The organism is Promicromonospora sp. Marseille-Q5078, from assembly GCF_050315395.1.
Lineage (GTDB): Bacteria > Actinomycetota > Actinomycetes > Actinomycetales > Cellulomonadaceae > Isoptericola.
On record NZ_JBNPQG010000001.1, the window covers coordinates 3,992,257 to 4,016,029 of the forward strand.

The 23,773-nt window shown below is 68.3% G+C and carries 23 protein-coding genes and 1 tRNA gene; 17 read left to right on the forward strand and 7 right to left on the reverse strand.

Translation table 11 applies throughout. The annotated features are described in order from the left end of the window. Nucleotides 1-14 precede the first annotated feature (14 nt). The 3 genes from ACQFYA_RS18375 to ACQFYA_RS18385 all read right to left on the reverse strand — a co-directional run bounded on the left by ACQFYA_RS18375 (nucleotide 15) and on the right by ACQFYA_RS18385 (nucleotide 1,700). Entirely contained in the window at nucleotides 15-389 is a 375-nt protein-coding gene (locus tag ACQFYA_RS18375) for a hypothetical protein (RefSeq protein WP_499126558.1), read from the reverse strand. Nucleotides 390-602: 213 nt separating this feature from the next. Beyond that, nucleotides 603-998, reverse strand: coding sequence for a hypothetical protein (locus tag ACQFYA_RS18380; RefSeq protein WP_499126559.1), 396 nt, complete (start codon nucleotides 996-998; stop codon nucleotides 603-605). Between the two features lie 198 nt (nucleotides 999-1,196). Continuing rightward, nucleotides 1,197-1,700, reverse strand: a complete 504-nt coding sequence (locus tag ACQFYA_RS18385; protein WP_499126561.1) for a GNAT family N-acetyltransferase — start codon at nucleotides 1,698-1,700, stop codon at nucleotides 1,197-1,199. A 321-nt stretch (nucleotides 1,701-2,021) separates the two neighbouring features. On the opposite strand from ACQFYA_RS18385, the gene ACQFYA_RS18390 reads away from it, so the two are divergent. The 5 genes from ACQFYA_RS18390 (at nucleotide 2,022) to ACQFYA_RS18410 (ending at nucleotide 5,873) form a co-directional block, all read left to right on the forward strand. After that, nucleotides 2,022-2,519: a hypothetical protein gene (locus tag ACQFYA_RS18390; RefSeq protein ID WP_499126562.1), complete on the forward strand. Its 498-nt coding sequence runs from the start codon at nucleotides 2,022-2,024 to the stop codon at nucleotides 2,517-2,519. Nucleotides 2,520-2,797: 278 nt separating this feature from the next. Continuing rightward, on the forward strand, nucleotides 2,798-3,337 hold the full coding sequence (locus tag ACQFYA_RS18395; RefSeq protein ID WP_499126563.1) for a hypothetical protein: 540 nt from the start codon (nucleotides 2,798-2,800) through the stop codon (nucleotides 3,335-3,337). A gap of 59 nt (nucleotides 3,338-3,396) precedes the next feature. After that, nucleotides 3,397-3,837 (forward strand): hypothetical protein, encoded by a 441-nt coding sequence (locus ACQFYA_RS18400; protein ID WP_499126564.1) that lies wholly within the window; start codon nucleotides 3,397-3,399, stop codon nucleotides 3,835-3,837. A gap of 750 nt (nucleotides 3,838-4,587) precedes the next feature. Beyond that, a complete protein-coding gene (locus ACQFYA_RS18405) occupies nucleotides 4,588-5,052 on the forward strand; it encodes a hypothetical protein (RefSeq protein ID WP_499126565.1) in 465 nt (154 codons plus the stop codon). A 302-nt stretch (nucleotides 5,053-5,354) separates the two neighbouring features. Further along, nucleotides 5,355-5,873, forward strand: a complete 519-nt coding sequence (locus ACQFYA_RS18410) for a hypothetical protein (protein WP_499126567.1) — start codon at nucleotides 5,355-5,357, stop codon at nucleotides 5,871-5,873. Nucleotides 5,874-5,882: 9 nt separating this feature from the next. Here the strand turns inward: ACQFYA_RS18410 and ACQFYA_RS18415 are convergent. Beyond that, nucleotides 5,883-7,054 (reverse strand): IS3 family transposase gene (locus ACQFYA_RS18415; RefSeq protein ID WP_499120832.1). Its coding sequence is split into 2 segments (ribosomal slippage): nucleotides 5,883-6,773 and nucleotides 6,776-7,054, totalling 1,170 coding nucleotides; the frame shifts between segments, so codons are not numbered across the junction. Nucleotides 7,055-7,281: 227 nt separating this feature from the next. Here ACQFYA_RS18415 and ACQFYA_RS18420 point away from each other — a divergent pair. Beyond that, nucleotides 7,282-10,770, forward strand: a complete 3,489-nt coding sequence (locus ACQFYA_RS18420; protein WP_499126568.1) for a hypothetical protein — start codon at nucleotides 7,282-7,284, stop codon at nucleotides 10,768-10,770. Nucleotides 10,771-10,797: 27 nt separating this feature from the next. On the opposite strand, the gene ACQFYA_RS18425 is transcribed toward ACQFYA_RS18420, so the two are convergent. Together ACQFYA_RS18425 and ACQFYA_RS18430 are read right to left on the reverse strand one after the other, a co-directional pair. Next, nucleotides 10,798-11,460 carry an HAD family hydrolase gene (locus ACQFYA_RS18425; protein ID WP_499126569.1) on the reverse strand — a complete coding sequence of 221 codons (663 nt, stop codon included), beginning with the start codon at nucleotides 11,458-11,460 and terminating at the stop codon, nucleotides 10,798-10,800. Beyond that, nucleotides 11,457-12,302 carry a GntR family transcriptional regulator gene (locus ACQFYA_RS18430; protein ID WP_499126570.1) on the reverse strand — a complete coding sequence of 282 codons (846 nt, stop codon included), beginning with the start codon at nucleotides 12,300-12,302 and terminating at the stop codon, nucleotides 11,457-11,459. Before ACQFYA_RS18430 ends, ACQFYA_RS18425 begins: the two co-directional genes overlap by 4 nt. Before the next feature lie 141 nt (nucleotides 12,303-12,443). On the opposite strand from ACQFYA_RS18430, the gene ACQFYA_RS18435 reads away from it, so the two are divergent. The 7 genes from ACQFYA_RS18435 to ACQFYA_RS18465 all read left to right on the forward strand — a co-directional run bounded on the left by ACQFYA_RS18435 (nucleotide 12,444) and on the right by ACQFYA_RS18465 (nucleotide 18,353). After that, entirely contained in the window at nucleotides 12,444-12,878 is a 435-nt protein-coding gene (locus ACQFYA_RS18435) for a plasmid replication, integration and excision activator (protein WP_499126572.1), read from the forward strand. After that, on the forward strand, nucleotides 12,878-13,243 hold the full coding sequence (locus tag ACQFYA_RS18440) for a hypothetical protein (protein WP_499126573.1): 366 nt from the start codon (nucleotides 12,878-12,880) through the stop codon (nucleotides 13,241-13,243). The genes ACQFYA_RS18435 and ACQFYA_RS18440 overlap by 1 nt, the downstream gene beginning before the upstream one ends. After that, nucleotides 13,243-14,733, forward strand: a complete 1,491-nt coding sequence (locus tag ACQFYA_RS18445) for an FtsK/SpoIIIE domain-containing protein (RefSeq protein WP_499127605.1) — start codon at nucleotides 13,243-13,245, stop codon at nucleotides 14,731-14,733. The genes ACQFYA_RS18440 and ACQFYA_RS18445 overlap by 1 nt, the downstream gene beginning before the upstream one ends. After that, nucleotides 14,733-16,280, forward strand: coding sequence for a replication initiator (locus tag ACQFYA_RS18450; protein WP_499126574.1), 1,548 nt, complete (start codon nucleotides 14,733-14,735; stop codon nucleotides 16,278-16,280). Before ACQFYA_RS18445 ends, ACQFYA_RS18450 begins: the two co-directional genes overlap by 1 nt. Before the next feature lie 196 nt (nucleotides 16,281-16,476). Then, nucleotides 16,477-16,704, forward strand: coding sequence for a helix-turn-helix domain-containing protein (locus ACQFYA_RS18455; protein ID WP_499126576.1), 228 nt, complete (start codon nucleotides 16,477-16,479; stop codon nucleotides 16,702-16,704). A 3-nt stretch (nucleotides 16,705-16,707) separates the two neighbouring features. Then, entirely contained in the window at nucleotides 16,708-17,934 is a 1,227-nt protein-coding gene (locus tag ACQFYA_RS18460; protein WP_499126577.1) for a tyrosine-type recombinase/integrase, read from the forward strand. Next, nucleotides 17,934-18,353 (forward strand): hypothetical protein, encoded by a 420-nt coding sequence (locus tag ACQFYA_RS18465; RefSeq protein ID WP_499126578.1) that lies wholly within the window; start codon nucleotides 17,934-17,936, stop codon nucleotides 18,351-18,353. The genes ACQFYA_RS18460 and ACQFYA_RS18465 overlap by 1 nt, the downstream gene beginning before the upstream one ends. A gap of 66 nt (nucleotides 18,354-18,419) precedes the next feature. Here ACQFYA_RS18465 and ACQFYA_RS18470 read toward each other — a convergent pair. Then, nucleotides 18,420-18,509 (reverse strand) — tRNA-Ser (locus tag ACQFYA_RS18470). A 145-nt stretch (nucleotides 18,510-18,654) separates the two neighbouring features. Between ACQFYA_RS18470 and ACQFYA_RS18475 the strand changes: the two genes are divergently transcribed. The 4 genes from ACQFYA_RS18475 to ACQFYA_RS18490 all read left to right on the forward strand — a co-directional run bounded on the left by ACQFYA_RS18475 (nucleotide 18,655) and on the right by ACQFYA_RS18490 (nucleotide 23,619). Beyond that, nucleotides 18,655-20,142 carry a glycerophosphodiester phosphodiesterase family protein gene (locus ACQFYA_RS18475; protein WP_499126580.1) on the forward strand — a complete coding sequence of 496 codons (1,488 nt, stop codon included), beginning with the start codon at nucleotides 18,655-18,657 and terminating at the stop codon, nucleotides 20,140-20,142. Nucleotides 20,143-20,363: 221 nt separating this feature from the next. Next, nucleotides 20,364-20,972: a DUF4956 domain-containing protein gene (locus ACQFYA_RS18480; RefSeq protein WP_499126582.1), complete on the forward strand. Its 609-nt coding sequence runs from the start codon at nucleotides 20,364-20,366 to the stop codon at nucleotides 20,970-20,972. Then, on the forward strand, nucleotides 20,969-21,790 hold the full coding sequence (locus tag ACQFYA_RS18485) for a polyphosphate polymerase domain-containing protein (protein ID WP_499126583.1): 822 nt from the start codon (nucleotides 20,969-20,971) through the stop codon (nucleotides 21,788-21,790). Before ACQFYA_RS18480 ends, ACQFYA_RS18485 begins: the two co-directional genes overlap by 4 nt. A gap of 41 nt (nucleotides 21,791-21,831) precedes the next feature. After that, nucleotides 21,832-23,619, forward strand: coding sequence for a carbohydrate-binding domain-containing protein (locus tag ACQFYA_RS18490; RefSeq protein ID WP_499126584.1), 1,788 nt, complete (start codon nucleotides 21,832-21,834; stop codon nucleotides 23,617-23,619). Nucleotides 23,620-23,773: the final 154 nt, after the last annotated feature.

Here is a 23,773-nt window from a genome sequence, read left to right on the forward strand (position 1 = left end):
TGGCCGTGACCGCGCTAGAAGCTGCCCATGGACTCGAGCATCATCGTGAAGACGAGCGCACCGGTCGCGCCCCAGGTCACCGGCAGCGGCTCCCGCCTCCGCCGCGCCAGCATGACGATCTCGACGGTGAGGATCCCGACGACGAGCACGGCGGACAACGCCCGGACCAGCACCGTCTCGACTCCAGGCGCCTCGAGGATGTTGCCGACGTGCCACCACCACATCGGCACGAAGAGCCACACGATCCCGGCCTGGACCAGCAGGAGCACGGCCACGACGACCAGCCGCCGCGCTGCGCGCGATCCCCCGTCGGGGTCGACCGGCACCGACGCCTCGGAGACCGTCAGTTCGTGCCGCAGCTCCATGCTGAGGTCGCCTCCCGAGGTCACGCCCGGACGTTGATCGGGGCATCCCGAAGCCAGGCAGTGTCATTGTCGGGCGCCGGTCCTCGCCAAGCCGCGTCAACGGCGCATTTGGGCCAAAGTTCACCCGGTCAGGACCAGCGACAGCGCCCCTCGTCTGCCGCTAAGGTCTCCGCCGCCAGGAGCGATGTGAGTAGGGCCAAGGCAGCCGTAGGAACCATCGACGCGGCGAATATCAGTTCACGAGGGTTGCTCTCCCTGCAACACCGCGACGACCCATGCGGACTGCGACGGCAGCAGTGCCACCTCAACGACAGCGTCGTTGCTCCGGGCTTGGTAGATCTCGGCGTCGGGGTCGACGGACAAGGACTCACGATTCCCCGGTCTGCGTGACTCGTCGCGTGTGAGAGCACCGACCGTAACGACGACGGAGAAATTGGAAAGGCGACCAGGTGCGATCGACCAGACGGCCGGCATCCATTGCCCCGTCAAGCCGCGAACGGAGCCGTATACCAAGCGGACCGCAGCCTCGGTCTTGTTGTCCGCTCGGAACCGCTCGTTCCGACGTTCGACGACGCGGCGCCCCCACCGGTTGCCAACGATCCAACCGAAGACGTCCCCGAGGATCTCGATCACGCCGTCCCTCCCGGAACCGAACGAGCAGCCGTGGCGATCCCGGCGCTTCGTGGCGAGAGGTTACTCGAGGGGCGCCGGCACTGGCTGTCCGCTGCCGCCAACCCGGGCTTCTGCCGTGCGTCGGCTCGGCCTCGGGATCGCGACTGGTCGTGCTGTGCACCCCGCCCCGCCGCTCGTTTCGCATCCCAGCGCGAGCACCTAGAGGCGAAGCTCCATGCCCATCACCGTGTACACGCCGCGCGATCCGGTGTGGTCGTCGACGTGCCGCATGCCGATCTTCTCGGCGGTGCGTCGCGATGCGAGGTTCTCGGGGTGGATGATCGCGACGAGTTCCGTCGCTCCGAGGGCGTCGTGCGCGAAGTCACGGCAGGCTCCGGCGGCTTCGGTGGCGTAGCCCTGTCCCTGCCGGTCGCGGCGGACGTGATAGCCGACCTCGAGCTTGGTCGATTCGTTGACCGGCTGCCAGGTCAGCCCGCAGTCGCCGACGAACTCGCCGGCGTGGGTCTCGATCACCCAGAGACCATGACCGTGCTCCGCGTAGTTCCGCTGGTTCCAGTCGATCCAGGCCAGCGCCCCTTGCCTGGTCTTCGGCGCAGGGTAGTAGGTCATGACCTCCGGGTCGCAGAGCAGCGCGGCCATCGCGTCCAGGTCGTCGTGGGTCATCTCGCGGAAGCGCAGGCGGGCTGTCGGGGCGGGAATCACCTCGGCACGCTACTGCAGCCACCGTCGTCGACCGGAGCGCACGCCGGTGATGGACCGTGACGTTCGGAACCTGCCTCGGCGATTGACCGTCGGCGCCAGGCCCGCCATGATCCCCACACAGCGGCCGACGCCTGGTGAGCTCGGACTCTCTTCTCGCGCAAGGGTCAGCGGTGTCCTGGACCAGGAGTGAAGGTGGCAGAAGACGTAGAGCAGGCTCGTCCCGAACCGAGGTCGGCGAACTTTGGCGCCGCCGGAGGCACGGAACTCCCCGACGGGGACGTCATCTATCGGGTGTCCCCCGGACTCCGCGGATGGTCTGCGGTGCTCGCGCCCCTGTGGATCCTCCTGCTCCTCGCGGACACTGCCATCCCCAGGCACCCCGATGACACGCTCGGCAGCATCCTCTTCGGGTACACCCTCATCGGGGGAGGCGGACTCTTCGTCCTCCTGATCGGTCGCGGATGGATTCGCGTCTCTGACGAGGGCATCAGCGCTCGCAACATCGTGACGAAGACATGGGTCCCGTGGAGCGAGGTGGCAGCGCTCGAGGCCGGGTCGAAGGTCGGCGTCGTCCAGCGCGATGGACAGACGTGGTGGTGCTGGGCGGTCCAGCAAGCGAACATCTCCGGAATGCTCAATCGCCGGTCTCGAGTCGACCGCGTCGTCGCTGAGATCGAGATGCGTCGCGCCACGGCCGGTTCGGTCCGGGCGCCGGCGAGCGACACCTCGCGACGGTCGCTGGTTCGACCTGCGTGGTGGGAGTGGCTCGTCGTCGCCGGCTATGCGGCCGCTGTGACCGTCGGTCTCACCCATCCCTAGGAGCGCCGACCAGCGACCAAGACGGAGGCGAACCGGCGACCTCTCGGCGGGGATGCTCCGAGGCGCCGTACCGAAAGCGGAGCACAAGATGACGGCCAGGGTCCGGGTCAGGGGTGGCCGCAGGCCATCGCGCAGACGCCGAAGGCGCCCTTGATGCGGTCCGGAGGCGGCCGGATGTTCGGCGGTCGGTGCGGTGCCGGGACACGACCCAGAGTGCTCGCAGTACCAGCGATCCGACCGCACAGGTGTGGGTGCGCGTGACCGATAGGCTCGCCGGCGTGAACCGCCCAGGAGCGCCGGAGAGTCACGAGTTGCAGCCTCAAGGACATGTCAGCGCGCCACCGGTGGACTGGACACGGGCTCGCGCAGCGCTCTCGGCCGTGGGCCTTGTCGGCGTCCAGTCGCTCCTGACGCTCGCCCTGATGTTCGCAACCGGTCTCGTCGTCTGCGTCGTCTCAGGTCCCTACGACGATCTTCTGACGGTCGTCGGGTGGCTCTTCTGGAGTGCCGCGCTCGCCGTGGTGACGACGATGGCCGTTCTTGTCGTCGGGCTTCCGCTACGGCTGGTCCCCCGGCTGCGTGCCTGGTGGAGCCGCCATGGTGAGTACACGCTGCTCGGAGGAGCCTTGGGCGTCCTGCTCATCGCAGGCTCCTTCCTTGCTGGCCATCCCGACACGGTGAACATGGACGGCGTCGACCTACCGGTATTCCAGCCGCAGGGGATCATTCTGCTCGCCGGTTGGACTGCGCTGGCGTTCTCAAGCGCGCACGTGCGCTGGCCTCGCACGTGGACCCGATCGATCCGGGCAGGCAGTTAGGTCGCCGCGCCCGTGAGGTCGGCACTACCGGTCTCACGCGCCTCGACAACCTGGCTACGGTGTTCCTCGTGACAGAAACCAGCAACGGTGCTCGGTGGTTGCGCGCGGGCCTTGCACTCCTTGTCGCCCTGTTCACGGGCTTGTTCGCGTACCTGTTCGCATTCTTTTGGACGGATGAACTCGTCGACGGCAGCCCCTACGCCATCGCGGACCCGGTGGGCACCGGGGTCGAGGGCGCCTTGGCGGGGCTGCTCCCCATGGTTATCGGCCTGGGGCTCTGCGTGCCCATCCTCTGGAACACCGGAGTTGCGTGGTGGTGGCCGGCACTTCTCGTTGTCGCAGGCGGCGGAGCCGGAGCCGTCATTGGCGTGTCTACCCGATTTAGCGAAGGCATGCCGGCGTTGGTATCAGCCGTTCTCGCGATAGTGGCGCTCGTGGGAGCGGTCGGCCTGGTCGCCGATACCCGGTCGGGTCTGCGTCCAGTGGGTCCCCAGCCGTAGCGCTCGTGGACTAGCTAGGAGAGGGCGGCACTGGACAGACCCGGGGCCGCCCAAGCCATGCTTGACCAAGGGCATGCCCCGCTCCCCCGGTCGTTTCCGACCAGCTCCGCGGCGCCCAAGCCGCCATCGGTACCAAGGTCGCGCCCCACGACTTCCGCCGCATCGCGGCCTCGCAGGCATCGGTGGATGTCTCGGAAGGCAACACGAAGTGAAAAGGAGTACGAGGAACGACGAAGGGCCCCACGTCCGCGTGATGCTGCGGGTGGGGCCCTTCGGGTGGCGGTAGCGGTGGGCTTCAAAACTGCGCGTTGGCCCGCCCTGCTTGCCCGGGTCGTTCTGGCATCTGACCTGGTCTTTTACCGTTCCGCCCGTTGGATCGGGTTGCACCCGCCGGCACCGATCCGCCGTCCAAAACGGAGGCAATCCGGCGACCTGTCGATACCTCGGCCGGTGGGGACACTCGGAGGCGCCGTACCGATAGCGGAGCACAAGAGGCCGGCGGAGGTCCGGGTCAAGGGTGGCCGCAGGCCATCGCGTAGCGACGCCGCATGCGCCCTTGACGCGGTCCGGAGTCGGCCGGATGCTCGGCTGTCGGTGCGGGGCCGGGACGTCAGGGCGAAGGAGACCCCAGCTGACGCCGGCCCCCGGCACGAATGGCCCCGGGGCGACCTGCGTAGACTCCGCGCCGTGCCTCCGCCACCACGTCGTCGTCGACTCGTGTCGTTCTGGTTAGTCACTCTTCCGGTCTGGGTGGTCTCGATCGCCCTCGGCGGTGCGTGGGTCGCGATCGGGGTCTTCTGGTCCGTCGACAGCTGGCAGGCGACGCACCGAGGCATCGAGGGACGCTTCATCCCTCTGGTGGAGGACTGCGGCCCTAAGGACTGCCACTGGTACGGGACCTTCGAGTCGGCCGACGGCGCGCACGACGTCGACGGCGTCAAGTTCTCCAGCGGCTTCGGGGAACCTCAACCCGAGGCGACCGAAGCAGCGATCGACCCGGTCGTGATCGCTCCGGGCGGGTCTGACGTCTACAACCCGCACGACAAGACTTGGACCTTCGCCTGGATCATGGCGGCGCTCGGCCCGTTCTTCACGTGGGCACTGATCGCGGGGACGAGCCAGGCTCGGGAGGATTGGTTGCGCAGGGGTCTGGAGCCGGACGAGCAGAACAATCAGGTCGTAGAGACCCGACGACGGCCGAACGCAACGGAGTGACGTTGGGGCTGCCCCAGCGGGCCGGGTGAAGTCGAGCGCCGGGGAGCACAGTGGGGTGCGCGAGCGAGCTTGCGAGCGAAGCGCGGGGCCCCGCGGTGCTCCCCGGCGCTCGCACGCGCGGCGGAGCCGCGCCTTGAGTCAGTAGAGAAAGTACTCACAGGTGCAGCCCTCGGCACCAAGTCGTGTGGGCGTCGAGCAACCCGCGCCAAACTTGCCCGGGGCTATCCCCGGCCCTCACGCTTACTGTCCAAACCTCGGTCGAGCGCTGGCGAACGCCGCGACCGTACCCGCAAGATGGGACGATGTCGGCTCAGACAAGGCTGCAACGTTTCTGGTGCTCTCGCGACGGGAGCTATTCGCTCGATGACGACGGCTTCCTGCGCGACCCCAACGCGGCCATGCTCCACACCGAGTCTGCCGGCACCGGCATTGAGGCCACCGAACAGCTCGGCGACTACCGGTGCTTAGTCCTCCTCGGAGAACCTGGTGCCGGAAAATCGACCGCGATCGCGGATACGACGTTCTTGGCCGCGGGCGGCGTATCAGTTCTTGCGTTCGACCTGTCGTCGTACGGGTCCGAGGACCGCTTGGTACGCGAAGTGTTCGAGGCCCCGTCGCTTGCTGACTGGTCGTCCGGATCAGGACAGCTGTGCCTCGTCCTAGATGCACTCGACGAAGCTCGCGCACGCATTCCCCACATAGGCTCGATCATCGCAAGTCGCCTTCGACAACTCCCCTGCGACCGACTCTTCGTGCGGATCGCCTGCCGCACAGCCGACTGGCCGGCGAGCCTCGAACGGATCTGCTGCACGAATAGGTGACAGCGGTTGTCAGGCGGCGAGTGCGACCTGAGTGGTCATGATGGCTTCGTACTCGATGGGGGTCAATCGTCCGAGGCGCTGCTGGCGGCGGCGTCGGTGGTAGGTGCGTTCGATCCAGGTGATGATCCGGATGCGCAGCTGCTCGCGGGTCGTCCATAGACGCCGGTCCAGGACGTTCTTCTGCAGCAGCGAGAAGAAGGACTCCATGGCCGCGTTGTCGCCTGCGGAGGCGACCTGCCCCATGGAGCCGACCAGGCCGTGACGACGCAGCGCGGCGAGGAATTTCCTGCTTCGAAACTGACTGCCTCTATCGCTGTGCACGATGCAGCCGGCCACGTCGGCGCCGTCAACCCGGCGCCTGGCGACGGCGTTCTCGAGCGCCTGGACGGCCAGCCTCGACTTCATGCGGTCGCTGATGGAGTAGCCGACGATCCGGTTCGAGTACACGTCCTTGATCGCGCACAGGTAGACCTTGCCCTCGGTCGTCGGGTGCTCGGTGATGTCCGTCAACCACAAGGCGTTGGGCTCACTGGCAGTGAAGTCCCGCTGGACGAGGTCGTCGTGCGCCGGAGGGCCGGGCTTCTTGCCGTTCTTCGAGCGCTTCTTGCCGAACACCGACCACCAACGCCCGTCCCGCACGAGTCGCCACATCGTGCGGTCACACGCGATGTGGCCGGCGTCTCGGGCCTCGTCGGCCAGCAGCCGATACCCGTACTCAGGGTCATCGCGGTGGGCGTCGAACAGCGCGTTCGCGAGGTGCGCCTGCTCGAGCTCCCGGGCCGTCACAGGTGCGGCGAGCCACCGGTAGTAGGGCTGGCGGGCGAGCTTGAGGACCCGGCACGTCACCGCGACGGGGACACCGTCAGCAGCAAGTTCACGGACGAGCGGGTAGGTCATTTTCCCGGCAGGTGCGCCTGGGCGAAGTACGCCGCCGCCCGGCGCAGGACCTCGTTCTCCTGCTCCAGCAGCCGCACACGCTTGCGGGCTTCGCGCAGCTCGGTCGACTCGTCCTTCGTCACGCCAGGCTTGGCGCCGTCCTCGACGTCAGCTTGGTGCAGCCAGTTGCGCAGGCACGACTCGGAGATGCCGAAGTCCTTCGCGACCTGCTTTATCGGGGTCTCGCCCTGGCGCGCGATCGCCACGACGTCGTCGCGGAACTCCTTGGGATGGGGTCTGGGCACGGGACACATCCTTCCAGCAGCGCCCGCAGGCACCACAGGTCAGGTGTCACCTATTCGTGCAGCAGACCCAACAGTCACTAAAAGATGCATACGATGATCTACACATTGTCGAACTTCTCCCCCTCCGTCGCGTCGATGCGTCGACCATTGCAGCAGCATGGTGCGACCCCACGCCCTTCCTCAAAGAAGTAGTCCGGGCAGGGGCGGGACCTCTAGCCTCACGTCCGTTGACCTTGAAGTTCCTCGCCCGAAACTTCGCAGCGTCGGGAGAGCTTCCCGGGCGGGGAGCAGCACTGTATCGAGCAGGGATTGGCTCTCTTTGCACTGAGCAGAACCCTGGGCGCCGCGACGCTGGACTCGCGACCACAATTCCCCTTGAACACCGCATCGCGGCCGCACGACGAATCGCAGCAGCGACCGTCTTCGGCGGTGCCACTGCCATATGGACAGGCCCGACAGTCGACGTGGCGGGCGAGGATATCGCCGCCGATCACCTCTCTGGCGGACTCGAGCCGATACCGGAAGGCAGTATCCAAGTAACATCGTCCGCCGTACTGGAAGCAGTACGAACCGGCCTCTTTGCGAGTCGCGGTGGAGAGCGTCTTGGTTGGGCGCATGCAACATTCGCCGACTTCCTATGCGCAGATTGGGTAGTATCCAACGACCTGTCAGAAGCGCAGACACGGTCACTGTTTCTCGCGCCCGACGGTCGATGCTGGCCACAAACCAGGTTGGCCGCCACATGGACCGTGGCCATCGCGCCGGACAAATACAATTTCTTGGTCGAGGCGGATCCATCGGCTTTTCTCGGCGAAGTGGAACTCCCTGGTAACACATTACGCGCCGCCGTCATAGACGGTCTCTTCTCTATAGCGAGCGAGTTCACCGTCAACCGCTGGGAACGCTCACTAGCCCCCCTTCGACATGTTGGCGCTGCTCAACAGATACGCGCCCACTTGCATGATATCGATCCAGATCGACGTCAACTAGCACTCGAACTTGCAGATGAGTGTGCAGCGGTCGAACTTCGAGATGACTTGGCGGAGATCGCCCTCGACCGCACCGCTGAAACGCGCGACCGCGTGTCCGCCGGATGGGCAATCTCGCGTCTACCGACATCGCATCAATCCGCCGCGCTTCGCGATCTAGCGATCGAGCCCCTAACTTCAGAGGAAGATCCATATGACGAAATCAAAGGTGTTGCACTATTGGCGTCTTGGCCTCACGCAATCTCCATAGAAGAAACGTATGAGGCACTATGCCCGCGTCGCCAGCAGAACTTTTTCGGCGCCTATGAGGCATTCCTGAGCGATCTCCCCAAACGTATCAGCGATGATGATGCTTTTGCAGGGCTGCAATGGCTAGTAAACAATCTCGATCTTGCGACAAATGACCACGCGTTCAGCGCACTCGCAACCCGAATCATGACGTCGGCGTCAAGACGACCTCGCGAGCGCAATGTCATAGAGGCGTTTGCCCAACTGGTGATCGCCCGAGCAGAGATTTACGAAGACCTACTACCCAACGATTCGGGCCTGACCGAAGAGCGCATTGATATATTTGAGGATCCATTCCTGCGACGTGCGATAGCCTCAAGCATAATTGCCAAGTCCCCGACGGACGCAATAGTATTCGCGCTAACTTCATACGGTCCATTCTCCATGGGCATCGTCCGAGCGGAGGATCTTGAGTGGCTATCCGATATATACGCCGCAACCGCAGATGAGCCCACGCGAAGCGTGGTTCGAACTCTTTTCCGGTTGACGTTTAGGGACGACATATCCGATCATCGCGATCTTGTGCTTGATATGTCGCACGATCACCCCCTCTTCGAAGGATATGTTCACCAGTTGGTGGAACCTGTTGCATTGGACTCCGCCGAAGCTGATCGGATGCGTGAGGCCCGACGGGCGACTCATACCGTCAAGCCCTCCGACCCCGAACAATCGGACGAGATCAACGACGAAATCCGCGACCTGCTCGCAAGGTTCGATTCGGGCGACGCCGGAGGATATTGGCAGAGCGTGCGCCTGCTAACAGTCGCACCGGGCTCGAAGCACTTCGACAGGGGTTCCGACCCCGATGTGGTCGCGATGCCACGATGGAAGACTCTTGACGATGCCCTTCGAGAGCGCTTTGTCGACGCTTCAGATCGTTACATTCGGGAACACTCGTGCCATGTGGAAATGTGGCTCCATAAGCCGGAAATCATGTTCCATCCTGCCGAGGCTGGATATCGGGCACTAATGATCATGCTGCGCATTTCGCCTGACCGCCTTCGACAGATTCCAGTATCGGCTTGGAGAGAATGGGCTCCGATAATCACAAGTTGGCCGACATCGTTCATCAATGGTGCCACCTGGGATGACAAGCTGGAGTTGCTTGAACTGGCAGGCCCGGAGGCGCAGCAGGCAGCGCGGAAGGCATTGATTGCGCGGGCGGATGCCGCAGTTTCGAGCGGCCGTAGGCCTTTGCTGACGAACGAATCTGAGTACCTCTGGGACGATACGGTGGCCGCCTGCTACCTGTCGCTGCTAGAGACGACGGACGGTGAGCCGCGGGAGGAAATCGTCAGCGCGCTTGCGACCAATGACTTCGGCCTCGTGCGCCGGTTGCTACATGAATGGTTGGAGGACCCGACGCCGAGCGAGCACCGGCGACTGGCAGCGGCAACGCTTGTTGCCCATGACCTAGAGGCGAGTTGGCCGGAACTGCGAGAGGCTTTTGACGCGGATCTGCCATTCGCGGAGCAGGTGCTTGCAGCGTCGCCGACAGTGCGTGGGTTTAAGTCGGCGGCGGCAATGTCGGCAACCTCTCTGGCCGACATCTATCTCTGGCTACGCGCCAATTTCCCGCCCGACACCGACCCAATGATTGACGAGGCCCACATGGTCGGCCCACGGGAGGAGGTCGGACAATGGCGAGACCGCATCTTGCGTCAATTGCAAGACGAGGGCTCTCCACAGGCAGTTTCAGTCATTCGCTCGCTTGTCGCGGCACAGCCGGGGAACAGATTGTTTTCGCGCGTTCTTGTCGCGGCCGAAGCGGCCCTGCGGCGCGACTCGTGGCAACCAACACCTCTCTCGCACCTCCTCCGCCTAGCGCACGACCCGCGAACGGTCGTGGTGAACGATTCGCCGGGCCTCGCTGATTCGGTTTCCCGAGCGATTGATGAGATTCAGGAGCAACTTACAGGCGCCACGCCGGAATCCCACTATCTGTGGGACACTTATTCTGGGCGCCCTAAGACCGAGGACGATATCTCAGACTATTTGGCCAACAACCTGTCGCGCGTCCTGGGTCGCCGTAGAGTTGTTGTAAACCGGGAGGTGCAGATTCGTCGGAGCCGGCCGGGCGGCATGGGCGAGCGCACAGATCTTCTCGTCGATGCATTCTCGGTCGATCCGGTTTGCGACCGATTGTCGGTGCCGATCGAAGTTAAAGGGGCATGGAACGCAGGTCTCCTCTCTGCTATGGATGCCCAATTGGTGGAGAGGTACATGCACGATGTCGGTGCCAGCGATGGCTTTTATATTATCGCGTGGCCCGATGTCGCGAGTTGGACCGATACTACCGATGCGCGCCGCAGGTCACTGGCACGGCTGGATCGGGAAGAAGTCGAGAGACAACTTCTCGTTCAAAAGTCGAGGAATTTGCTGGATGGTAGGCGCGTCCACATTGTGCATCTCAGGATTGACTATTTGCGACCTGCTTGAGCAATCGAGCTCGATGAATCTTGTGCGTTATGGCAAGATCGCAATCATTGTCTCCGCAAGGGCATCCGCGCCGACAGTTTCGAGCTCTCTGCCTCGAACCGGGTTCTTTGCGTAACCTATTGCCCGAATGCCTGCTAGATGTGCGACACGGACGTCCGAGACGGCGTCGCCGACCAAGACAACCTCATCAGGAAGGCTCCCCATGATGCGGAGCGCTTCCTCCACCATGAACGTATTCGGCTTCATCAGATCGGGCCTACGCTCAGGGCGGCCGACGACGTCGAGGATTTGTGCGGTGATGCCGAAGCGATGCAGGTAGGTTTGGACAGCCTCGGCGGCGTTGTTCGTCACAATGACAACAGGTACGCTGGCGTCGTCTAGCGCGGCGATCAGTTCGTGCGCGCCGGTAGTCGGGTGCGACGTGCGTGCGGCTTGGACCTCGGCTTCGATGCACGTCGCCTCAACATCTGACAGCGCGGCGGGCGCGTGGGCGCCGGCCCAGCGAATGATCGCGAGGTGATCGGAGGTCTCGCGTAGCTCTGCGGGTTCGATGCCGTGTCGGGCCAGAGCGGTGCGTGCGGCGTCGGCAGTCTGCATGTTGAGCGGTGCAGGCATCAACGGGGTAACAGGGCCGTCGAAGTCGAGCAGGACGGCGCGGGCGGACCAGAGCAGGGTGCGGGCGTCGGTCACTGGTCACCCTCGACTGCGATGGTGTTCCAGACGCTGTCGAACCAGTTACGGGTCTCGATGACGAACTGGGTGTCGACGGCTTCGATGTCGCCATCGTCGGTCCAGTGGAAGAGCACGGTGTCCTTGCCCATCGGGTCATAGATGGACACCTGACGCCCTGCTGTTCGGACGTCGTGCTTCACGACCGGGTAGTACCCGAAGAAGGCGTCGGCGCCGTTGATGACGTACGCCTTGAACATCGGGGCGGCGGTGAACCGTCGGGTCTCGACTGTGGCGTCGGGGACAAGTCCGAGGTCCGCGAGCTCCTGCACGGCGTCGGTCACGCCACCGATGTAGCGAGTACTCAGGTCGGACATGCGAGCCCGAGCAGCGGCCGAGTCACGCTCAACGCCCTCCACCGCCACGGGTAGGGCGAGGGGCTGGGTCATGTCGGAGACCAGGATGCGGATCCGAATCGACTTCGGCGTGAGCCGGCCCGCGCGGATCTTGTCGAGCGGCTCGGCGATCGCGCCGTGCAGGGTCTCGGCGGTGTAGCCGAGGAAGTCGATGCTGACCTCGTCGGCCTCGAACGCCTTCTCGATGTGGGGCCGCAGGCCGACCGGCTTCTCCGTGCGTTCGCGCGCGAAGACACCGCTGCCCTGGCGGGAGACGACGAGCGATTCGTCCTTGAGGACGCGCAGCGCCTGCTGGATCGTCATCCGCGAGACGCCATAGCGCTCGGCCAGCTCGTTCTGGCTGGGCAGCTTGTCCCCCGGCTCGATCTTGCGCGTGAGGATCGCAGCGCGGAGCGCCGTCGCCACTTGGAGGTAGGGCGGTCGCGGGTCGTCGGGATCGAGACTCATGCCGTCCACCCTAGGGCGCGTTGCCCATCCAAGTCAGCCAACCTTGGCCAGTCCGTTGACATGACTAGTCAAGCCGTGCATCCTGAGGAAGTCCAACCACATGACTAGTCAACCTAGTCACCAGATGCAGGGAGTCAGACCATGGCACTCGCCAAGCGTTTCCCCATCGCTCACGCGATGGTCTTCCCCAACGGGGCGTTCCTGCGCGGCTACGTGGAGCCCGTCGCGGACTTCAACGGTGAGAAGCGGGCTGACGGCTCGCGTCCGCAGCAGCGGGACAAGGAGACTGGGCTGCCGATGTGGCAGTGCACGGTCATCGACGGCGACGACGACGCGAACCGCAAGGACATCGGCGTCAGTGTGAAGTTCGCGGCCGAGGTCCAGCCGGTGCCGCCGAAGAACACCTCTCCCCTGCCCTGGACGCCCGTGGAGTTCACCGGCCTGACGGCGCTGCCCTGGATCGACGACTCCGGTCCGCGCCCGCGCCTGTCCTGGTCGTTCCGGGCGTCGGGCATGGTCGCTCCCGGGCAGGACCGCACCGACGCGAAGCCATCCACGGCGAAGGCGGCTGCCTGATGTCCGCGCCCACGGGCGGGCTCGCTCCCGCGGAGCTGCTGCAGGTCGCTGGGGACCTGGCCGAGTGGGTCGGTGGCCGGGTCGGCTACCTCGCGCTCGGGCGCACGTGCGTGAGCGTGCACGTCGACTCCCAGGCAGACGCCGAGCACCTGGCCCGCCTGCTCTCGCTGGGCGAGGTGACCGAGTACCCGCCCGAGGACCACGCCCGAGGGTTCACGGTCTGGTCCTCAATGTCCGGGGTCGAGCCGCGGTTCGCGGTGCACTACTCGGGCGAGCTCGTCCGACCGGTGCGCGCGTTCCCTCCGGTCGAGCCGTGGTGGGACCACCTCGACGACCGGCCGTCTGATGGGGCGGAGGCGGCGTGATGGACGCGCTCGGCACGGCGTGGGCCGTTACGCGCACGGTCGCCGGTGCGGTGTGGCACCTGATCTGGTGGACGCTGCGGTCCTGGCGGCTGCTGCTGGCCTGCGTCGTGCTGGGCAACGTCCTGCTCATCTTGGACCACTCGGTCGCTGGCTACGCGGTGATGTGGTGCGTCCCGGCGTTCTGCCTGCTGCGCGCGGTCTGGTCCGTCGTGCACCCGCTGACGTACGAGGCGGTGCTCGGTGGGCCGATCCGACGCCGCGGCTGGCGACGTCACCTGCGTAAGCGGTGGTCGACGATCGCTGACCGCTGCGGCCTGGCGACCTCGGACTCCGACGACGGGGCACGGGTGATCCCTCGCCTGCGGCGCGTGCGCGCCTCGGGGAGCACGCTCACCTTCCGGGTCCGCGCCCGTGTGGGGCACACCGTGGACGACGTCGCCGCCGCGGCCGAGGCCATCGCGACGTCGGTCGGAGCCGAGGCGGTCGAGACTCACCGCATCGGCGGCGGGTGGCTCGAGCTGTCGCTCACGATGCGCGAGCTGCTGCACGTGCCGACGCTGCCGGTGATCCCGTCCGCGATCGAGACTGGTGCGGTCACTCTCGGGCGCACAGCGGACGGGTCGCCGTGGCGTCTCGACCTTGCGGCCCGGCACACCCTCGTCGTCGGCCGCTCCGGTTCGGGCAAGGGGTCGATCTTCTGGGGCATCGCCGGGAACCTCGCCCCGGCCTCGCACGCCGGGATGGTCCAGCTGTGGGGGGTCGACCTCAAGGGCGGCGTCGAGGTCTCCGTTGGGGCGCCGATGTTCTCCCACATCGCCATGAACGAGCCCGACGCCGTCCGACTCCTCGGCGACCTGCACCGCGTCATCATCCACCGGCAGGGCCTCATGCGCGGCCTGTCGCGCACGTTCACCCCGACACCGGGCGACCCCGTTCACGTGCTGATGATCGACGAGCTCGCCGTCCTGACCGCCTACGCCTCCAAGGACGTAGTCAACGAGGCCGCGACCCTGCTCAAGCTGATCCTGACCCAGGGGCGCGCGTTCGGGGTCATGGTCGTCGCGTTCGTGCAGGACCCGCGCAAGGAGACCGTGGGCATGCGCGACCTGTTCACCCAGGCCATCGCGTTGCGCCTCGCATCCGCGTCCGAGACGCGCATGGTCCTCGGAGAAGGCATGGCCTCCGCCGCGCCCGCCCACCACGTTGCGACCACGATGCCCGGCGCCGGGTACCTCGTCGGGGACGACGGACACGTCGAGCGCGTGCGGGCGGACTACTGGGCCGACGACTTCATCCGCATGGTCGCCGCCACCTACCCGGCGCCGCCCGCGCCGCCGCTGCCCACCGAGTCCGAGGCGGACTCTCCTGCGAGCGACGACGCCCCGGCTAAGGCTCCCGGCGAGCCGGTCGAGACGACGCCGCGGCCCCGCACGCCGCGCAAGCGATCCCCTCGCAGGTCGACCGTCGAGCGGGATGCCGAGGTCGCCTGATGAACGCGGCCACGGCGACGGCTGAGGGCTTCTGGGGGCACTCCCCCGAGGTCCCCCTCGACCTGGCCGGCCTCACCGACGCGCAGGCTGCTGGAATCCTGGCTCGCCTGCGCGACCGCACGACGGGCGCCTTTGCTGAGGCGGCGGCCCGCACCGGCTACTGCTCTCACCCCATCCGGCTGCAGGGCATCTCGACGACGATCGACGCGGCAACGGGTGAAGTGCTGTCGCAGTTCAGCTCCACCGACGCCCCGCTCGGCACCCTGTACCGGGCGTGCGGCAACCGGCGCGAGTCGGTCTGCCCTGCCTGCTCTCGCGTCTATGCCCGCGACACGTTCGAGATGATCCGTGCCGGCCTGCTGGGCGGCAAGACCGTCCCCGCCGAGGTCGCGGACAATCCGCTCGTGTTCGCCACCCTCACCGCACCGTCGTTCGGGCACGTGCACGGCACCGGGGGCAAGCACGGCGGCGGACGATGCCGCCCCCACGGCACGGGCACCTGCCCGCACGGCCGTCCACGCTCGTGCACCGCCCAGCACTCCGACGCCGATCCCGCCGTCGGCGGGCCGCTGTGCGAGGGCTGCTACGACTGGCACTCCGCCGTCGTGTGGCAGTGGCACGCCCCCGAGCTGTGGCGCCGCTTCACCATCGCCCTGCGCCGCCAGGTCGCCGACCGTCTCGGCGTCCCCGAGTCCGCGCTGCGCGACGTCGCGTCGGTGCAGTTCGCCAAGGTCGCCGAGTACCAGGTGCGCGGCCTCGTGCACTTCCACGCCCTCATCCGCCTCGACGGACCCAATGGCCCCGGCTCCCCCGCACCCCTCGACGGCGAGGTCCTGGCGCAGGCTGCCAAGGACGCCGCCCGGGCCGTCGTCGTCACCGCTCCCCCGGTCGACGGCGGCGACGTCCCGCGCGTGCTGCGCTTCGGCAAGCAGCTCGACGTGCGGTGCGTGCGCTCCGGCGTGCCGGACAACGACGACGGCACCGACGACCTACGCCCCGAACAGGTGGCCGGCTACCTCGCCAAGTACTCCACCAAGGGCACCGGCACCGACCCCTCCGCCCCGCGACCGCACCACCAGCGCCTCATCCGCACCTGCCGATGGCTCGCCGAACGCGCCCGTACCGCGTGCCGTGGGCTCGCCGGCCCGGACCCCGAGGACGACGACGGCTGCCTGTGCGGCCAGTGTGCCGACAGCCCGTACCGGCTGCTGCCCAAGTGGGCGCACATGCTCGGCTTCCGCGGCCACTTCTCCAGCAAGTCCCGGCGCTACTCCATCCCCCTCGGCAGGCTCCGCCGAGCCCGCGCCAGGTTCCAGAAGCTCAAGGCCGACGCCGACCGCGACGGCACCCCGATGGACACCGCCGACCTCGAGGCTCGCCTGCTCGCCGACGACGAAGACACGACGCTCGTCATCGGGCACTGGACCTACGCCGGCACCGGCTGGACCAACCCCGGCGACAAGGCCCTGGCTGACGCCGCAGCCGCGCGGGCCCGCGAGTACGCACAGTGGAAGGCGACCGGCACAGCTCGACCGAGGACGGTCTAGCGACTGCTTCAGACGTCGGGACCGAGGGAGAGCAGTAGTGGCATGGCGACTACTACGACGCCAGCCAGCGCCAGGATGACAACGATCGTGCCCAGAAACCACCAGACGCTGCGTCGCCGCGTCCGGGGCGCTGAAGTCTTCGTCATGGCCAGAGCCTAGTGACCAGCTTCCACCCAGTCAGTAGAGGAGAACGATCATGAGCACCACGAGCGTGAGCCAGATCGATCGGACGACCACGCGTCGACGCCTGATGACGCCGGACGAACTCGCGGAGTACCTGGGCGTGACCCTGCACTGCGTCTACGCGTGGTCGAGCCGTGGCGGTGGGCCGAACGTTGTCCGTGTCGGCGCCCGGCTGCGGTACCGGCCCGACGACGTCGAGGCGTGGCTGGATCGCTTCACCGACGACCGCGCGGTTGGCTGACCGATGCCTCGCAAGCCCATCGAGCCGGGACGTTGGGGGCAGATCCGCCGCCGTGAGATCTCCCCCGGCCTCTGGCGGGCTCAGGCGCTATACCGCGACTTCACGGGCGTGCTGCACAAGTACGAGTCCCGTGGGCCGTCCGGTGCCGCTGCGCAGCGTCGCCTGGAGGACAGGCTGCACCGTGCCAGCACGGACGGCACGTGCAGCGGCGGTGCCACGATCACGCCGGACACCCGGATGACGGTCGTCTTCGACCAGTGGGTGTCCGAGAAGCGGGTCGAGGGGCAGATCACGCCTCAGTCGCTGACGACTTATCTCGGCGTGCTGGAGCGGGACCTGCGGCCGGCGTTCGGGGCGCTACGGGTGCGCGAGGTCACCCCGGTCGCGGTGAACAGGGTCCTCATGGCGCTGAGCTCGGCGCAGAAGTTCGACACTGCCCGCCAGGCTCGCAACGTGCTGTCGCAGGTCATGATGATGTGCGTCCGGTACGGCGCAGCACCGTTCAACCCTGTGCGTGACGCCGTGACGGTGCGCAAGCCGCGACGTGACGAGGTCCGTGCGCTCGGGCTGGAGGACATCGCTCTGCTGCGGAAGGCCGTCCGGGAGTGGGAGGACCGTCCCGCGCTCCCCCGCGGTCGCCGGAACATCACGCTGCTGCCGCAGATCGTGGACACGATGCTCGGCACCGGCCTGCGGATCGGCGAGTGCCTGGCGCTGCGGGAGGCGGACCTCGACCTCGAGGCCCTGATCCCCACGCTCACCGTGACGGGCACCGTCGTCCGGGTCGAGGGCCGGCTGAGGCGGCAGTCCAAGCCCAAGTCGGACTCGTCGCGCCGGACCATCACGCTGCCGGCATTCGTCGCCGCCGCCATCACCGAGGCGCTGGACCTCGGGCTCGACGGTGGGCCGGACGCTCTGGTGTTCCCGTCGACCAGTGCGACGCCGCGCTCACCGAGCCGTATCCGCGACCAGCTCCGCGACGCCCAGGCCGCCATCGGCACCAAGGTCACGCCGCACGACTTCCGCCGCACCGTCGCCACCCAGGTCGCCAACTCGACCACCATCGCCAACGCGACCGCGCTGCTCGGGCACGCCGACGAGGGCACCACCGTGCGGCACTATGTGAAGCGGACCCACGTGGCGCCGGACCTGCGAGAAGTGATCGATCAGCTGGTCACTCAGGCTTCGGCATCCGCGACGGACGATGCACCGAAGGGGGCGGCACCGTGATGGCCGAACCGACCGACTTCGGCTGGTCACGCCTGGTCAGACACTCGGTGACCGTCGACGTCGAACTCCGGATGGCGGGCAGAGCTGGCGACGCGCACCCTCGGCCGATCCAGTCCGGATACCGCGCGCAATGGGACGGCCTGCGATATCCGGACGCCCTGCTGTACCGCGACGTCAGGGAAGCCCCGCTCATCCTCGCTAGCCGAACTGCCGTGGCAGCAGGAGAGGTGGCCGTTGCCCGTCTGTACCCCATCGTGCTCAAGGAGTGGGAAGCAACGGCTCCTGGGGATCGCCTCGTGCTGGTCACGGCGGGCTCGCTGAAGCGACTCGGAGAGGCGACCGTCGTGGCGATTCACGGGCTCCGTCCCGGTGGCGCCACGGCATCGACGGGTTCTCTCCCGGAAGGGAAAACGGAGTGAAAAAGGAGTACGGGGAACGACGAAGGACCCCACATCCGCAGAATCTTGCGGGTGGGGCCCTTCGGGTGGCGGTAGCGGTGGGATTTGAACCCACGGTGGACTTTCACCCACACACGCTTTCGAGGCGTGCTCCTTAGGCCGCTCGGACACGCTACCTCGCCGGACGAACCGGCCCACCGAGGATACCCAATGGATCGGCAGACCCGAAATCGTCTCGGGGACGGCCGAGTTCGCCCAGTCTTCACCCAGGCGTCGCACGTCGGCCGCGCCGCCGGTTCCCTGCGGAACCTAGCGTCGCGGCATGGCCTCCCCACGACTTCGACGCACAGCCACGTCCGCCCTCGCCGTCGCGCTCACCGCCGCCGCGGCGGTGGGCGGCACGACGGCCGCCACCTCGACCGGCGGCGCCGACGCCGCCACGACGAACGTCACCGCGAACGTCACCACCACACCCGCCCTCGCGCACGGGGGCAAGGGCCACGGCGGGAGGACGGCCGCCGAGCGGGCGTACCGCGACCTGCTGGACCACGGCGACGACGCGAAGATCCTCACCGCGGCGCACCGCGGCCAGTGGCGCGACGCCCCGGAGAACTCGCTGCCCGCGATCGAGGCGGCGTTCGACGACGGCGCGGAGGTCGTCGAGCTCGACGTGCGCCTCACGTCCGACGGCGTGCCCGTCCTCATGCACGACGAGACGGTGGACCGCACCACCGACGGCACGGGCACGGTCTCGTCGTTCACGCTCGCGGAGATCCGCGAGCTCCGCCTGAAGGAGCACCTCGGCGGCGCGCAGACCGCCCTCACGGACGAGCGCATCCCGACGCTCGCGGAGGCCATGGCGGTCGCCGCCGACCGCGGCCTCGTCAACCTCGACAAGGGCTGGCCCGCGCGCGAGGAGATCTGGGACGTCCTGGTCGACACGGGCACCGTCCGCAACGGGCTGTTCAAGTCGGACGCGCCGGTCGCGGAGGTCGAGACGTTCCGCGAGGCGCACCCCGACGCCCTCTACGTGCACATGATCAGCGACGACAACCTCGCCGCGTTCGACGAGTTCGGCGACGACCAGCCCGTGGGCTACGAGGTCGTGTTCGGCACCGAGCAGGACGCCGTGGCCCGCGCGCCGTTCCTCGCGCGGCTGGCCGGCGGGTCCCGGGTGTGGATCAACTCCATGTGGGACGGCCTGGCCGACCACCTCACCGACGAGGCCTCGCTGATCGACCCGAGCCGCGGCTGGGAGTCGCTCGTCACGACGTTCCACGCCTCGATGATCCAGACGGACGACGTGGAGAAGCTCGAGCGCTGGCTCCGCACCGGTGAGGGCGACCCGGTCCCCCGCGGCAGCGTGCGGGTGCAGGCCGAGGACTACGCGCCGGGCGGCGAGGGCGTCGCGTACCACGACGTCGACGGCGGCAACCGCGGCGGCCTCGACATGCGGCCCGGCGACGACGTCGACATCAGCGACGCGGACGGCAACGTGCGCGTCTCCTGGATGCGTGGCGGCGAGTGGCTGACCTACGAGGTCGACGTGCCGCGCACCGGCCGCTACGAGCTGTCCGCGCGCGTCTCCTCCCCGTACACGCCCGCCGGCGCGTACACGGTGTCGTTCGACGGCGGCGCCGAGAGCGAGCGCGTGACCGTGCTCACCACGACCAGCCACAACAAGCAGGAGCTCCAGGCCAGCGGGATCGTGCAGCGCCTCACGAGGGGCACGCACACCGTGCGGGTCAGCCTGACCGGGGACGCGTACCAGAACTGGAACCTCGACTACCTGCAGCTCGACCCGCGCTGACCGCCCCGACGACGACGCCCGCGCCCGGCTGCCGGACGCGGGCGTCCTCGCGCGTGCTGCGACGCGCGGTCAGGCGCAGGGCGCGACGGCGCTCCCAGCGGACGCCCACCGCTCGCAGCAGGTGCACAGGCTGCCCTCAGTGGTCGCCGGACCTCACGGTGTCCACTAGGTGACGTCCCCACCAACGGACCGTGAACGGTCCTCGCCACCACGGAGCCCGCATGCCTCCCGCAGCCCTGTACGCCGTCGACCTCGTCGCCGTGTCGATCCTGACCTTCGCCCTCTACTTCCCCCGGCACCGCCGCCGCGACCTCGTGGTCGCGTACCTCGGCGTCAACGTGGGGGTGCTGGCCGTCTCCGCGGTGCTGGCCTCGACCACGGTCGCCGCCGGCCTCGGGCTCGGGCTCTTCGGCGTGCTGTCGATCATCCGGCTGCGGTCCGACGAGCTGTCGCAGCGCGAGGTGGCGTACTACTTCGCCGCGCTGGCGCTGGGCCTCCTCGGCGGCCTGGGCACCTCGGTCGGCTGGCTCGGCCTCGCCGGGTCCGCGCTCATCCTGGTGGTCATGGCGGTCGCGGACCACCCCAAGCTGCTGTCCAGCCACGCCAGCCAGACGATCGTCCTCGACCAGGCCGTCGCCGACAAGGACGAGCTCACCGCCCGCCTCGAGCACCTCCTCGGCGCCCGCGTCACCTCCGTGAGCGTGCAGGAGCTCGACCTCGCGGACGACACGACGCGCGTCGAGGTCCGCTACCAGCTCCCCCGCGAGGGCGCCCGGCCCGCGCCGGTGCACGCCGAGCCCCAGCAGCGCGCGATGGCGACGACCCGATGACCGCGGCGACCCTGGGCACGACCTCCGAGGCCGCCGTCGCGCACGGCCTGGCCGGATGCGACGCCGTCACCCTCGAGGAGCTCGACGCCACCGCCGCCCTGCAGACCCGCGTGGACCGCAAGTACGTGCTCACCACCGCCGAGGTCGCCGCGATGCTCACGACCCTCGCCGGCCAGGGCCGCCCCCGCGTGCTGGAGATCGACGGCGACCGCGCGTTCACCTACGCCTCCACCTACTACGACACGGCCGACCTGCTGACCTTCCGGATGGCGGCGCGCCGCCGGCGGCGGCGGTTCAAGGTCCGCACCCGCACCTACGTCGACACGGGGAACACCACGTTCCTCGAGGTCAAGACGCGCGCAGCCCGCGGCGTCACCGTCAAGGAGCGCTGCCCGTGGGAGCTCGCCGCCCCGCTGGACGGCGAGGGCCTGGAGTTCGTCGACGACCGGCTCGCCGCCGCCCGGCTCGACGCGCCGCCGTCGTCGGACCTCGTCCCCGTGCTGCGCTCCGCCTACCGCCGCACCACCGTGCTGCTGGCCGACGCGCGCATGACGCTCGACACCGGCCTGGAGTGGCGGCTCGCCGGCCACGCCGGCCACCACGATCTGCCCGACGACCGCACGGCCGACGTCGGCGACCTCGTGGTCGTCGAGACCAAGGCCGGCACCGCGCCGTCGTCCGCCGACCGCGCCCTGTGGCGCGCCGGCCACCGCCCCGACCGCATCTCCAAGTACGCGACCGGGCTCGCCACCCTGCGACCCGACCTGCCCGACCACCCCTGGCGCCGCCTCCGGCGCGAGCGGTTGAGCGTCGCCTGACCTCCACCACCACCGACCTCACACCCCTGCGAGGACCCACCATGCGCATCCCCCGCCCGACCACGCTCTGGACCCGGACCCTGGCGTTCGCCGCCGCCGGCACGCTCACCGTCGGCGCCCTCGCCGCGTGCGACGCCGGCTCCGCCACCTCGGCGGCCACCGACGGCTCCGGCACCACTGCGGCCGAGATCTCCGCGACCGACAACTCCGGCCGGTCCGCGCAGGACGTCCTCGACGAGAACCTGTCGTCCGAGGAGACCGCGGCCCTGGCCGACGAGACCTGGGACACGGCCGACGAGGTCGCGGTCTCGCTCGACGGCGACACGGCGTCGGCCTCCGGCGACGGAGTCACCGTCGACGGGTCGACCGTCACGATCACCCAGCCCGGCACCTACCGGCTCTCCGGCACGCTGGACGACGGCCAGGTCGTCGTCGACTCGTCGGCCGACGGCGTCGTGCGCCTCGTGCTCGACGGCGCGGACGTCACCAGCTCCACCGGCGCGGCCGTCGACGTCCAGGACGCCGACCAGTTGTCCGTCGTGCTCGCCGACGGCTCCACCAACCGGCTCGAGGACGCCGAGACCTACCAGGACGCCACCAGCGACAACGCGGCCAACGCCGCGCTGTACTCGACCGCCGACCTGGCGATCTCGGGTGCCGGGAAGCTCGACGTCGTCGGCAACGCGAACGACGGCATCACCGGCAAGGACGGGCTCGTCATCGCGAGCGGCACCATCTCCGTCACCGCCGCGGACGACGCCATCCGCGGCAAGGACTACCTGGTCGTCAGCGGCGGCACGATCTCCGTGGAGGCCGGCGGCGACGGGCTGAAGTCCGACGCCGACGACGACGCCACGGCCGGGTACGTCGCGCTCACCGGCGGCGACGTCACGGTCGAGGCCGCGTCCGACGGCGTGCAGGGCTTCACGGACGTCGCGATCACCGACGGCACCCTCGCCGTGACCGGCTCCGAGGAGGGCATCGAGGCGGCGACCATCGCCCTCTCGGGCGGCGACGTCGACATCACGTCGACCGACGACGGTCTGAACGCCACTGTCAAGGAGGCGGAGGACGACACCGCCACCGACGCCGCGTCCGACGACGCGACGACCGACGACTCGGCGTCCGGCACGGGCGACCAGCAGGGCACCGCGCCGGAGCCCCCGGCGGACGGCGAGATGCCCGCGGACGGCCAGGGCCAGCCCCCGGCGGACGGCGAGATGCCGCAGGGCGGCGGCGGCGGCGGCATGGACGCCGTCCAGGAGGGCGCGTCGCTGACGATCACGGGCGGCACGCTGCACGTGGACGCCGAGGGCGACGGCCTGGACTCCAACGGCGTCGCGGTCGTCAGCGGCGGCGACGTCGTCGTCGAGGGCCCGACGAACGGCGGCAACGGGGCGCTCGACTCCGCCGGCGGCACCACCGTCTCGGGCGGCACGGTGCTCGCGGTCGGGTCGTCGGGCATGGCCGAGGGCTTCGCCGACGACTCCACGCAGGGCTGGGTGGCGCTGACCGCCGACTCCACGCTGGAGGCCGGGACCGAGGTGGCGGTCGTGGACGCCGACGGGACCACCGTCGCCACGATCATGCTCACCAAGACGGCGCAGTCCGTCGTCTACACCGGCCCGGAGATCACCGACGGCGACACGTACACCCTGACCGCCGACGGCACTGAGGTCGGCACCGCCACCGCGGGTGAGGCCCCCGCCGGCGGCATGGGCGGCGGCATGGGCGGCGGCATGGGCGGCGGCATGGGCGGCGGCCGGCCGGGCCAGGGCACCCAGGACGGCTCGACCGACCAGTCGTCCTCGAACACGACCGCGAGCTGACCACGAGGTAGTTCAGATCGTGCCGAGGTAGTTCAGATCTCGCCGAGGTAGTTCAGATCTCGCCGAGGTAGTGGTCCAGTCCACTACCTCGGCGAGATTCGGACTACCTCGCGGAGAAGTGAACTACCTCGGCGGGATCTGGACTACCTGGCGG